A 12,268-nucleotide genomic window follows, 5' to 3' on the forward strand; every position below is an offset into this window, starting at 1 on the left:
GGGTCGTACACGATCAGCTCGGGAAGCTGGCTGGTGGCCGAGGCTCGTCGTCGTCCGTCACCGTGACCGTCGGGCGGAGGATTCCCGCCTTCAGGTAGGCGTGGCTCGCCTCGCAGACGCCGCCCGTTACCTTGCCGGCCGTCGGGGTGGTGCCGTCCTTCCAGTCGATCCTGCAGGTGTGGGTGTCGGCGCTGCCCGGGTCGGTGAACTTCGCCGAGATGCGGGCCGGGGTCTGCTTGCCCGCAGCGACCGGGGTCTTCGGACCCTGGACCGAGGTGATCGCCGGAGGCGCGTTCGAGACGGTCACCGTCAGGGTGTCCTTGCTGCGACCGCCCGTCAGTGTGACCTCGTACGTGCCGTTGTCCCGGCAGGTGATGGTGGTCGGGACCGTGGTCCGGCTGGAGAACGTGCAGGGCGTTGCCGCGTCCACGCTCCAACTCGGCTTTCCTGCCCCGGAGATGCTGCCCGTGAGCGGGATCGCGCTGCCTTCCTGGCCCGTTGTGTCCGCACCGGCGTGGACGATGGTCACCGGGTCGATGCTCGACAGGGTCGGGACGACCTTCTTGATCGATCCGTCGGCGTCGAACTCCAGCTTGTCGATGGTCGTTTCGCGGTGCACCACCATGTGACGAATCGTCAGCTCGCGGGCTCGGTCACCTTCGTGGCCGTCTTGCCGTCGACGGCCGCCGACAGCTGCGGGACGAGCCGCTCCAGCATGTACGGAAGGCTCAGCACCGACACGAACGACACGGAGTTGCCGTAGTCGCTGGTCTCCTTGACGAAGACCTCGCGGTCCTCCTTGGCCACCTTCAGGTCCGCGTAGAGGGCGTTCTTGCGCAGCGCCGCCTTGTCCTTGGTGGTGTCGGAGACGATCCACACGATCGCGTCCGTGTCGAGGAGATCGGTGCGCTCCTTGCTGATGTTGGCCCCGAACTCGTCACCGATGACCTTGTCCAGGTCGGTGGGCAGCTTGAAACCGAGGTTCGTGAGGACGCGCGAGCGCGGGTCCTGGCTGCCGAAGACGAAGGTGCCCTCGTACGGGGTCGCCATCACGGCGCTGGCACCGGCGAACTCGGGGTGGTCGGCCGCCGCCTTCTTGAAGTCGGCCTCGACCCCGGTGACCAGCTCCTGCGCCTTGGCCTCCTGACCGAGGGCCTTACCGATGATCTCGGTCTGGTTCTGCCACGGCACGCCGTAGTCGTTGTACTCCTTCGGCTGGGCGACCACCGGGGCGAACTTCGACAGGGTGTCGTACTGAGCCTTCGTCAGACCGCCGTAGACGGCGAGGATCAGGTCCGGCCGGAGCGCGGCGATCTTCTCGGTCTGCGGGCCCGTGCCGGTGTCCTTCAGGACGGTCGGCGCCGCCGCGCTGCCGAGCTTGTCGGCCGCCCACGGGCCGATCGCGCCCTTGTAGCCGCCCAGCCACTCGGTCGTACCGACCGGCACCTTGCCCAGCGCGAGCACGGCGTCCTGGTCGGTCAGGCCGACCGTGACGATCCGCTCGGGCTCGGACTTGATCGTGGTGCTGCCGTATTTGTGCGAAAGGGTCACCGGGAAGGCGGAGCCCGCGGACGCGTCGGCGGCGGGGCCGGCCGCGCCGGAGTCGTCGTCGGAGCCGCAGGCGGCGGCGGTGCCGAAGAGGAGCAGTACGGAGGTGAGCGCCGCGGCGAGCCGAGTGCCTCTGGGAGAGCCGAGCATCAGTGGTCCTTCACGGTGGTGGTCGTATCGGTGCTGGGACGCGTGGGGGGCTTCTCGGCCGGCGAACGGGTGCCGGACCAGGCCTGCCAGAGCAGGGCATAGGTTCCGGCCGCCGCGCACAGCTCGTCATGGGTGCCGCTCTCCACGATCCGGCCGCCGTCCATGACGACGATCCGGTCCGCGTCGGCGGCCTGGGTGAGACGGTGGGCGACCACGAGCGCGGTGCGGTCCTCGATCGCCCGGTCGGCCGCCTTCTCCAGCAGGCGTGCGCCGGAACTGCCTGCCTCGGCCGTCGCCTCGTCCAGCACGGCGACCGGCGGATCCGCCAGCACCAGCCGGGCCAGGGCGAGTTGCTGCACCTGGGCGGCGGTGAGCCGGTGCCCGCCCTCGCCGACGACGGTGGCCAGCCCCTCGGGCAGCGCCGACACCCAGTCCAGCGCGTCCACTTCGGTCAGGGCCGCGCGCAGGGCCTCGTCCGTCGCGTCGGCGCGCGCGAGACGCAGGTCGTCGGCGAGCGGGCCGGCGAAGACATGCGTCTCCTGGGTGACGAGGGCGACCGGCAGACCGCCGGGGGACGTCGAGGCGCCGGTGAGCCGGACCGTGCCGGAGGTCGGCTCGTGCACACCCGCGATGAGCTTGGCGAGCGTCGTCTTGCCCGCGCCGCTCGACCCGACCAGCGCGACCCGCTCCCCGGCGGCCAGCGTGAGATGCACGTCCCGAAGGACGGGACGCCCGGACACGTACTCGTGGTGGACGCCGGTCACGGTGACCGTGCCGGGCTCGCGGTGCTGTGCCGTGGCCGCCGGGGGAGCGGACTCGGGGGAAGGTATGTCCGTCACGCCGACCAGCCGGGCCAGTGCCGCTGTCGCCGACTGGGCGTCGTCGAGCAGCGCGAGGGCCTGGTTGACCGGGCCGAAGAGGCTGTGGAAGTAGAGCGCGGCGGCCGTGGCGGTACCGATGGACACGGAGTCGGCGCGCACCAGCAGGAACCCGGTGACCAGGACCGCCGTGAGCCCGGTGTACTCGGCGATGTGCAGCCGGTTGTAGAAGTTCAGCACCAGCCGCACGCCCCGCATCGTCAACGCGACCGCGGCGGACGAGCGTCGGGTGACGGCCTCGGTGTGCGGCTCCTCCAGCCGGAACGCCCGTACGGTGCCGGCGCCCGCGATGGTGTCCAGCAGCTGCTGCTGCTGGGCGCCCGTGGCGATGCGCTGCTCGGCGTACAGGGGGACGGCGTTGCGGACGTACCAGCGTGCGGTTCCCGCCTGGATGGGCACCGCGAGCAGCGCGGCCAGCAGGAAGCGCCAGTCCAGGACGGCCATGGCGGCGAAGGTCAGCACGATGGCCAGCAGGGAGCGGGCCAGCTCGGGCAGCGCACCCCGGACCGCCTCACCGACCACCGAGACGTCCCTGGTGACACGGGCGTTGAGGTCGCCGGAGCCGGCCTTCTCCACCTGCTCCAGGGGCAGCCGCAGCGCCCGCTCGACGAACCGCTCGCGCAACTGGGCCAGCACGGTCTCCCCGAGCCGGGACACCAGGGACAGGCCGAGCGCGGTGGCGGCGCCCTGGGTGACGGCCACCAGGATCAGGAGGACGGCGGGGAAGGTGAGGTCGTCGGGCGGGCGGTGCTCGGCGACCAGGTCCACCATGCGGCCGAGCAGCGGCTGGACGAGCAGCCCGACCGCGGTCGCCGCGACCAGCACGGCGAAGGCGCCGACGGCCAGCCGCCGGTGCGGGCGGACCAGTTCACGGACCGCCGCACGGGTGCGGGCAGTGGTCGCGGTAGGCAACAACTCCCGCGATCCTCCGCTGTGTTCGCTGTCGCTCATGCCAGCACCGCCGCTCTGTAGGACTCATGACGGTGGATCAGGTCCGCGTGCGAGGCGGTGTCGGTGACCCGTCCGTCCTCCAGCAGTACGACCCGGTCGGTGACCGACAGCAGCGCGGGGCTGTTGGTCACCAGGACCGTCGTACGGCCCTTGCGGAGGTCCCGGACGCCGGTGGCGATGCCCGCCTCGGTGACCGCGTCGACGGCGGTGGTCGGATCGTGGACCACCAGGACCGGCCGCTCGGCCGCCAGCGCCCGTGCCAGTGCGACGCGTTGACGCTGCCCACCGGAGAGGGAGCGGCCCCGCTCACTGACCGCCGTGTCCTCGCCGCCCGGGAGGGTCTGCGCGACCTGGGTCACCCCGGCCGCGGACATCGCCTGTTCGGGGTCGGCGGAGTCGGAGGCGGCCGCCATGACGTTGCCTCGGACGGTGCCCTCGAAGAGGTCGGCGTCGTGCTCGGCCACCAGCAGGGCGGTGCGCAGTTCGGCGGGATCCAGGTCCCGCAGGGGTATGCCGTCCAGTTCGACGGTGCCCGCCTCCGGGTCGCACTGCCGGGCCAGGCAGCGCAGCAGGTCGGTGGCGTGCGCCGGGTCGGTCGCGACCACGCCGAGCAGCTCACCCGGTGCGATGTCGAGGTCGATGCCCCGGAGGCCGCCGTGGCTGACCCCGGCGAGGCGGACCGCGCCGCGCACCGGCCGGGCCAGGGTGGCGTCGCCCGGGGTGACGGCGTGCGGGGCGGCCAGTACTTCGGCGATCCGGGTCGCGGAGGCCCGGCCCTGGGCGAGCTCGGCGTTGACCCACGCGAGCACCTCCAGCGGGCCGAGGAGGAAGAGGGCGAGCCCGACCGAGGACACCAACTGGCCCAGACTGATGTCCCCTTGGGCGGCGAGCCGGCCGCCGACCAGAGCGACGGCGGCGATCAGGGCGCCGGTGAGGCCGAGCACCATGCCGCTCTGGAAGGCCTGCGCGCGGGCGGCCTTCAGGGTGGCCTGGAGGGAGTCGCGGCTGGTGGCGCGGTAGCGGGCCAGCGCGGTGGACTCGCCCCCGATGCCCTTGAGGACGCGCAGGCCGGCCACCAGGTCGGCGGCGACGGCCGAGGCGTGCGCGGCCTGTTCCTGCTCGGCCTCGCTGCGCGACTCCAGCGGCTTGCTGAGCAGATGGCCCAGCCACAGCAGCACGGGTGTGCCGAGCAGGACGACCAGGCCGAGGGTGACGGACATGCGCAACAGGACGACCGCGCCCACCAGGATGCCCACGAGGGCCGAAATCCCGCCCATGGCCGCCGTGTTGACGGCGCCGACCCGTTTGGCGTCCTCGGTGGCGATGTTGGCGAGGGCGCCGGGCAGCCTGCCCTCCTCGGCGCCGCCCCCGGGTGCCAGGATCCGGCGGACGAGGGCGATGCGGAGGGTGTGTTCGGCCTGGGCGGCGGCCCGTTCGGCCGACCAGGCGCCGAAACGCCAGCTGAGCGCGAGGCCGACGTAGATGACGGCGAGGGCGGCGAGCCAGCTCAGCAGGGCGCCGGTGTCGGAGCCGGTGACGGCGCGGTCGATGACCAGGCCGATCACCACCGGCACCAGCACCTCACCCAGTTGGTGGCCGGAGCCGAGGAGCGCGCCGAGCGCGACGTCACGCCGCTGCCCTCGGACCGATCGGCGCAGGACGTCCCGCCCCGACAGCTGTGAAGGACTACTCACCCGTACCCCTCCGGGATCGGACGACAGTGGAGGCCGGGAAGGCCCGAGTTGGGGGCTGAGGCCTGCCCGAGTGCGTGAACGTGCACACGGGCGGGCCAAAACGTAGGTGAGGCTACCCTAAGTTCACGAGGGTTGCCCAGCGCCGGTGGCGACGTCACCCGTGCGACGCGTGAGCAGGGAGTCGAGGATCTCTCCCGAACGCACGGCGGTCGTCGACAGCAGCGTCGAGGTGAGACCGTGCGTGTGCTCGGTCGCCCCCTGGAGATAGATGCCCGCCGTGACCTCCGGCGAGACCTCGACCCGGTGGTCGCGGCCCACCCGTACGGCGTCGTTGTCGTCCCGCAGGCAGAGTTTGGCCGCTCTGCCCAGCAGGGTGTCGAGGTCCCGGGGGCGGTAGCCGGTGGCGTGCACGAGCACGTCGCAGGAGAGCACCTCCCGTTCTCCGGTGGGGAGATACTCGACGGTGACGTCCAGCCGGTCGTCCAGCTGCTCGACGTCCCGGATACGGGAGATGTTGCGCATCCGGAGCCGCTCGGTGCCCTGGACCTTCTCGCGGTACATGGTGGCGTACAGCGTCTCGATCAGGTCCATGTCGACCACCGAGTAGTTGGTGCTGCGGTGGTAGTCGTGCAGGGACTGTTTCACCTCCGGCCGCGACCGGAAGTAGACGTCCACCGCCTCCGGGTCGAAGATCCGGTTGGCGAACGGGCTGTCGTCGGCGGGCGTGTAGCCGTACTTGGCGAACACCGCGCAGACCTCGGTGCCGGGGAGGGAGCGGTGCAGATAGTCGACCGCCTCGGCACCGCTCTGTCCCGCGCCGAGCACGAGAACGCGGTCCACTGAGGCGCCCTTGCTGGTCAACTCGCGGGTGCGGGGGACCAGTTCGCTGTTGTGCCAGATGCGGTCCGACAGGGCGGTGCCCGGCGGGACGTGCGGTTCGAGACCGACGGCCACCGAGATGTTGCGGGCCCGGCGGACCACCGTACGCCCCGGATCGCCCGGCACGCGGGTGGCGACGTCGAACCAGCGGACCTCGCCGTCCTCGGTCAGCACGGGCTCCACGGAGATGACCTCGGCGTCGTAAGTCACCTGGTCCGCGACCCGGGCCGCCGCCCACTCGAAGTACTCGTGGAACTCGATCCGCAGCGGGAAGAGCGTCTTCGCGTTGAGGAAGTCCACCAGTCGGCCGCGGTCCCGCAGGAAGCACAGGAAGCTGAAATCGCTGGTCGGGTTGCGCATGGTGACCAGGTCCTTGAGAAAGGACACCTGCATGGTCGCGTCGTCGATGAGCATGCCCCGGTGCCAGCCGAACCGCGGCTGGCGTTCCAGGAACTCGGCGCGAATCCGCTCCCCGGGCGCGGCTTGTGCGTTGTGTTCCGCGATGGCTATGGCCAGCGCCAGATTTGACGGGCCGAAGCCGATACCGAGGACGTCATGTATGGCGTCCGGTTCATCGTGCAGTGCGTTCACCGCAACTTCCCTTCCCCTAGGCGCCACTGATATTAAATAAGGTTAGCCTTACCTTGCAATGGTGTGTCCTACGGAAGGATCGACTATGCGGGTCGTCATGTTCGGCTATCAGACCTGGGGGCATCGCACCCTCCAGGCGCTGCTGGACTCCGATCACGAGGTGGTCATGGCGGTCACCCACCCCAAGAGCGACCACGTGTACGAGAAGATCTGGGACGACTCGGTGGCCGAACTCGCCGAGAAGCACGGCATTCCGGTGCTGCTGCGGAACCGTCCGGACGATCCCGAACTCACGGACAGGCTGCGGGAGTTGGCGCCGGATCTGATCGTCGCCAACAACTGGCGCACGGTCCTGCCCCCCGAGGTCTTCGACCTTCCGGCGCACGGCACGCTCAACATCCACGACTCGCTGCTCCCGGCGTACGCGGGCTTCTCCCCGCTGATCTGGGCGCTCATCAACGGCGAACGGGAGGTAGGGGTCACCGCTCACCGGATGAACGCCGAGCTGGACGCCGGTGACGTGCTGCTTCAGCGGGCGGTGCCGGTGGGTGCGCGCGACACGGTGACCGACCTGTTCCATCGCACTGTGGACTTGATCACACCAGTGGTCCACGAGTCCCTCGGGCTCATCGCCTCAGGGCGTGCGGAGTGGATCCCGCAGGACCGCGGCCGGGCGAGTTTCTTCCACAAGCGGTCCCTGGAGGACAGCCGTATCGACTGGACCTGGCCGGCCGAGGACCTGGAACGCCTGGTCCGCGCCCAGTCGGACCCGTATCCCAACGCGTTCACGCATCACAAGGGCCAGCGGATACGGATCGTCGAGGCCGAGGTGTCCGAGGGCTGCTACGGCGGCACACCGGGCCGGATCTTCATCCGCGAGGGCGACGGGATCGTGGTGGTCGCGGGTACGGAGGCCCGGAACGGGCGGCTGCGGGGGCTGTTGGTGAAGCGGGTGCGGACGGAGGACGGGTCGGAGTTCGCGGCGACGGAGTACTTCCGGACGATGGGCGGGTATCTGACGGCGCGGCCCTGACCGAGGGCGGCCTGGACGGTCGGGGCGTACGGGGAGGTCGGAGCGGGCGGGCTGATTTCCGTTCGACGCGGGTGCGTGATCACGTCAGGATGGCGCCATGCCGGATCTGCGAACCCAACGCCTCGTCCTCCGCTCCTGGAGCGACTCCGATCTCGCCCCCTGGGCTGCCATGAACGCCGACCCCGAGGTCCGCGAGTACCTCGGGGGCATCCTCACCCGTGAGCAGAGCGAGGCCTCCGTCGCCCGCTTCCAGGCAGGCCTCGACGAACGGGGCTGGGGCTGGTGGGCGGTGGAGGTCACCGGCACCGGGGAGTTCGTCGGCTTCGCCGGACTGGACCCGGTGGAGGACGACATGGCGTTCGACGGCGTCGAGGCGGGGTGGCGGCTCGCCCGGCGCGCGTGGGGGCACGGATACGCCACCGAGGCCGCCCGCGCGGTGATCGCTCACGCCTTCGACGAGAAGGGCCTGGGCCTCGAAGAGGTCCTGGCGATCACGACGGCCACCAACCTCCGTTCGCAGGCGGTGATGCGCCGCCTCGGCATGACCCACGACCAGGACAAGGACTTCGACGACCCGACCGTCCCGGAGGGACCGCTGCGGCGGAACGTGGTCTACAAGATCCGGGCCGGCGCCTGGCTCTGACCGGCCGGTGCTCCGGAGGTCGGGTCAGACGTGCCGCATCCAGACGTTGGGCTCCTCGTACACGCCCTCGTCGGCGTCGATGTCGACACGCAGCAGCCCAAGACCGTCCGGGACGACGTACTCACCCGACTCGGGAAGCGCGAGGCCGGTCCACTTCTCCCATTCGGCGACCGTGCCGGTCATCGTCTGGGAGACCGGGGCCGCCGCCAGGATCTCTGCGCCGAGGCGCTCATGCGTACGGATCCACGGGTCGAGGGCCGACCCGTCGGCGCGGCGCCAGCGCATGAAGGTCTCGACGGGCGTCAGCGGGTAGCGCGCCTTGGTCGTCGGGCGGACGGGCGCGACGACTCGGACCAGCCCGGACTCCAGGGCGGCCCCGCGCAGCGCCATCAGCGTCTCGCCGGCCAGCCCACGCCCCGTCAGCGCAGGTGTGACGACCGCCCCGCAGATCACCAGCGTGTCCGGTGCCACGCCCCGCTCGCGCCCTTCGACGGCTCGCACCAGCGAGTCCGTGTATCCGGACGGCAGGTCCTCGACCGATCCGTCCCAGCGGACCGGCACGCCCCAGCCCGCCGCCACCGGCACTTCACGCTCGTCCACCAGCGTGAGATTCCAGGTGGGGAACCACTCCCGGACCCGGCCGATGTACTCCGACACCAGCCGGTCGGCCGTGATGAACTCCGGGAAGCTCTCGCTGAAAAGCTCCTTCAGCTGCTCAACCGGCCAGGTGTGCGCGTCGGTTCGTTCGGTCCTCAAGGTCATGATGCCGTCTTAGCACGTACGTCCTGGTGGTGGCGGCCCATGGGGATCACCATGGGGGTGTCGCTGACCGGGTCGAGGGTGATGCGGCACGTCAGGTCGAAGACGTCCTGCACGGTCTCCGCCGTGATGACCTCCGCCGGCGGACCCTCCGCGACGATCCGGCCGGACTTCATGGCGACGATGTGATCGGCGTACCTGCAGGCCTGGTTGAGGTCGTGCAGGACCATCACGACGGTGCGGTTCTCGCGGCGGTTGAGGTCCGTGATCAGGTCCAGTACGTCGATCTGGTGGGCCAGGTCGAGATACGTCGTCGGTTCGTCGAGGAGGAGTACGGGGGTGCCCTGGGCGACCGCCATCGCGATCCACGCCCGCTGCCGCTGGCCGCCGGACAGTTCGTCCACCGGGCGGTCGGCGAGGTCGGTCATGTCGGTCGCGGCGAGCGCCTCGTGCACGGCCTGTTCGTCGGCCTTCGACCACTGACGCCACCATGTCTGGTGCGGTGACCGGCCCCGGTTGACGAGGTCGAGGACCGTCAACCCCTCGGGGGTGACCGGGCCTTGGGGCAGGATGCCCAGGCGCTGCGCCAACTCCCGCGTGGGGATCGACTGGAGGGTGCGGCCGTCCAGGTGGACGGTGCCCTCGCGGGGGGCGAGCAGCCGGGCCAGGGCACGCAACAGAGTCGACTTTCCACAGGCGTTGGCGCCGACGATGGCGGTGATCCGGCCCGGCGGCACGGCCAGGTCGAGGCCGTCCACGACCACCCGGTTGTCGTATGACAGCCGCAGTCCCGTCGCCCTCAGGTCCGGGTCCGCGGCCGGTTCCGTGGTGGTGGGCAGGGGATCGACCGGCATGGCGTCCTCGGTGGTCGTGGTGGCCTTGGGGTCCGTCGACATGGGTCAGCCTCCTGAACCCGCGCGGTTGGCGCGGACGAGCAGCCAGAGAAGGACGGGCGCGCCGAGCACGCCGGTGACGATTCCGACCGGCAGTTCCGTGCCGGAGATGACCGTACGGGCGATCAGGTCGCTGCCCAGGACCATCAGTGCCCCGGTCAGTCCCGAGGCGAGCGTGGGCGGCCAGGCGGTGCGTGCGAGGCGCTGGGCGATCTGCGGGGCGGCCAGCGCCACGAAGGCGACCGGTCCGGCGGCGGCGGTCGCGAAGGCGATCAGGCCCACACCGGAGAGCAGGACGGCGAGGCGCACGGGCTGTACGCGGGTGCCGAGGCCGGTCGCCACGTCGTCACCGAGCTGCAGCGTGCGCAGCAGCCGGCCGAGCAGAAGTGCCGTCGGCAGCAGGACCGCCAGGGCGATCGCGAGCGGGCCGACCTGCGACCACGTACGGCCGTTGAGGTTGCCGACCAGCCAGCCCAGCGCTGCCTGCGCCTGGAACCGGCCGCCCCTGGCGACCAGGTAGTCGGTGGCGCTGGTACAGATCCAGGCGACGCCGATGCCGACGAGGATGATCCGGTAGCCGGTGGTGCCGCGCCGCCAGGCCAGTGCGTACACGACGAGAGCCGTGGTCAGCGCGCCGAGCAGACCGAGCGCCTGGGTGCCGAGACCGCCGTCCCAGCCCAGGACGATGCCGGCGACGACGAAGGTGCCCGCGCCCTGGGTGAGGCCGATCATGTCGGGGCTGGCCAGCGGATTGCGGGTCATGGTCTGGAACAGTCCGCCGGACACGCCGAACGCGACCCCGGCCAGCAGCCCCACCAGGGAGCGCGGCAGCCGCAGTTCCTGGACGACGAGCACGGTTCCGGGGTCGCCGGAGCCGGCCAATGCGCGTACGACGTCGGTGAACGCGATCGGGTAGTCGCCGAGCGTCAGACTCCAGCAGAAGAGGAGGAACGTGCCCACGGCGAGCAGCGCGGCGACCGTCACCAGACGGGGCCGGAGGATCCCTGAGACCGGGAGGACGGCCAGCCGGTAGGTGCGCCGGGCGCGGAGGGAAGGGGGAGCGGGCGTCAACGTGGCCGTGTCAGCGGTGGACTCGGGGTTCGTCATCCTCACACCTCCGCCAGTTTCCGGCGCCGCACCAGGGCGATGAAGAAGGGCCCGCCGATGAAGGCGACGATCACGCCGGCCTGGACCTCGACGGGTCTGGCGACCAGGCGGCCGATGATGTCGGCGGCGAGCAGCAGGCTCGGCGCGAGGACGGCGGACATCGGCAGCAGCCACCGCTGGTCGGGGCCGATGCCCGCCAACTGGGCCAGTACGCGCGCGACATGGGGCACGACGAGTCCGATGAAGACGACCGGGCCGATGACCGCGACGGCGGCTCCGGTCAGCAGGGTGACGGCGGTGACGCCCTGGAGCCTGACCAGACCGAGCCGCCGGCCGAGGGAGGCCGCCACGTCGTCGCCCAGGGCCATGCTGTTGAGGGCGGGCGCACTGGCGAACGCCAGCAGCGCGCCCACGACGAGGAAGGGCAGGATCCTGAAAACGGTCTCGCCGTCCTGGTCGGCCATCGAACCGGCCGACCAGAAGCGGTAGCGGTTGAGTGCGTCGGCGTCGGTCAGGGCGATCGCGCTGGTCAGGGAGGACAGCAGGGAGGTCACCGCGATGCCGGAGAGTGCCAGTTTGACCGGGGTGAGCCCGGAGCGCCCGAGCCTGCCCAGGAGGTACACCAGGATGCTGGCCGCCATCGCACCCGCGAACGCGAACCACACGTATCCGTAGAACGACCCGATGCCGAGCACTCCGACAGCCAGCACGATCGCGAACGAGGCACCGGCGCTCACCCCGAGGATTCCGGGGTCCGCGAGCGGATTGCGCGTCAGTGCCTGCATCAGCGCGCCCGACAGCCCGAGCGCCGCTCCGGCCGACAGTCCGAGCGCCGTACGGGGTACCCGTGCCGACCAGATGACGTTGTCCACGAACCGGCTGGGCGCGTCACCCAGCAGGGCTCGCACCACCTGATCGGGTGGAATGCTGGCCGCGCCCAGGGCTAGTGACGCAAGACACAGTCCGAGCAGGACGGCCCCGAGTACTGCCACGAGAAGAACGGGGCGAACGCTTCTGCCCCGCGTCACCGTGCGGTCTCCAACGGATAACTCCCTTAGGTTAGGCAGGCCTTAATAGTAGGGGTGGGAAGCTGGTCTGTCGGGACTGGGGTCTTTTGGTTAGGTAATGCTTACCTTAGTATT

10 protein-coding genes and 1 pseudogene are annotated in these 12,268 nt (G+C 70.8%); 2 read left to right on the forward strand and 9 right to left on the reverse strand.

From position 1 onward, the window contains the following. The 5 genes and pseudogenes from STRTUCAR8_RS34670 to STRTUCAR8_RS34690 form a co-directional block, all read right to left on the reverse strand. Window positions 1–616, reverse strand: a pseudogene (locus STRTUCAR8_RS34670) (PKD domain-containing protein); the annotation flags it as partial. A gap of 20 nt (window positions 617–636) precedes the next feature. Next, the gene (locus STRTUCAR8_RS34675; protein ID WP_006380912.1) at window positions 637–1,698 is read right to left on the reverse strand and encodes an iron-siderophore ABC transporter substrate-binding protein; all 1,062 of its coding nucleotides are present in this window, start codon (window positions 1,696–1,698) and stop codon (window positions 637–639) included. Then, the gene (locus STRTUCAR8_RS34680) at window positions 1,698–3,527 is read right to left on the reverse strand and encodes an ABC transporter ATP-binding protein (protein WP_006380915.1); all 1,830 of its coding nucleotides are present in this window, start codon (window positions 3,525–3,527) and stop codon (window positions 1,698–1,700) included. Before STRTUCAR8_RS34680 ends, STRTUCAR8_RS34675 begins: the two co-directional genes overlap by 1 nt. Further along, a complete protein-coding gene (locus tag STRTUCAR8_RS34685) occupies window positions 3,524–5,221 on the reverse strand; it encodes an ABC transporter ATP-binding protein (RefSeq protein WP_006380938.1) in 1,698 nt (565 codons plus the stop codon). Before STRTUCAR8_RS34685 ends, STRTUCAR8_RS34680 begins: the two co-directional genes overlap by 4 nt. A 123-nt stretch (window positions 5,222–5,344) precedes the next feature. After that, window positions 5,345–6,691 carry a lysine N(6)-hydroxylase/L-ornithine N(5)-oxygenase family protein gene (locus tag STRTUCAR8_RS34690; protein WP_006380906.1) on the reverse strand — a complete coding sequence of 449 codons (1,347 nt, stop codon included), beginning with the start codon at window positions 6,689–6,691 and terminating at the stop codon, window positions 5,345–5,347. Between the two features lie 85 nt (window positions 6,692–6,776). On the opposite strand from STRTUCAR8_RS34690, the gene STRTUCAR8_RS34695 reads away from it, so the two are divergent. Next, a complete protein-coding gene (locus tag STRTUCAR8_RS34695) occupies window positions 6,777–7,724 on the forward strand; it encodes a methionyl-tRNA formyltransferase (RefSeq protein WP_006380928.1) in 948 nt (315 codons plus the stop codon). A 97-nt stretch (window positions 7,725–7,821) separates the two neighbouring features. Next, the gene (locus STRTUCAR8_RS34700; protein WP_006380924.1) at window positions 7,822–8,367 is read left to right on the forward strand and encodes a GNAT family N-acetyltransferase; all 546 of its coding nucleotides are present in this window, start codon (window positions 7,822–7,824) and stop codon (window positions 8,365–8,367) included. Between the two features lie 24 nt (window positions 8,368–8,391). Here STRTUCAR8_RS34700 and STRTUCAR8_RS34705 read toward each other — a convergent pair whose 3' ends face one another. Genes STRTUCAR8_RS34705 through STRTUCAR8_RS34720 form a run of 4 tightly spaced genes read right to left on the reverse strand, consistent with a single transcriptional unit; the run spans window position 8,392 to window position 12,154 of the window. Further along, on the reverse strand, window positions 8,392–9,129 hold the full coding sequence (locus STRTUCAR8_RS34705) for a hypothetical protein (RefSeq protein ID WP_006380913.1): 738 nt from the start codon (window positions 9,127–9,129) through the stop codon (window positions 8,392–8,394). Then, window positions 9,126–9,980 carry an ABC transporter ATP-binding protein gene (locus STRTUCAR8_RS34710; protein WP_044473419.1) on the reverse strand — a complete coding sequence of 285 codons (855 nt, stop codon included), beginning with the start codon at window positions 9,978–9,980 and terminating at the stop codon, window positions 9,126–9,128. The genes STRTUCAR8_RS34705 and STRTUCAR8_RS34710 overlap by 4 nt, the downstream gene beginning before the upstream one ends. Before the next feature lie 45 nt (window positions 9,981–10,025). Further along, entirely contained in the window at window positions 10,026–11,126 is a 1,101-nt protein-coding gene (locus STRTUCAR8_RS34715; RefSeq protein WP_006380939.1) for a FecCD family ABC transporter permease, read from the reverse strand. Window positions 11,127–11,128: 2 nt separating this feature from the next. Next, window positions 11,129–12,154 (reverse strand): FecCD family ABC transporter permease, encoded by a 1,026-nt coding sequence (locus STRTUCAR8_RS34720; protein WP_006380904.1) that lies wholly within the window; start codon window positions 12,152–12,154, stop codon window positions 11,129–11,131. Window positions 12,155–12,268 lie beyond the last annotated feature (114 nt).

Origin of the sequence: Streptomyces turgidiscabies Car8, from assembly GCF_000331005.1 — a bacterium.
Taxonomy (GTDB): domain Bacteria; phylum Actinomycetota; class Actinomycetes; order Streptomycetales; family Streptomycetaceae; genus Streptomyces; species Streptomyces turgidiscabies.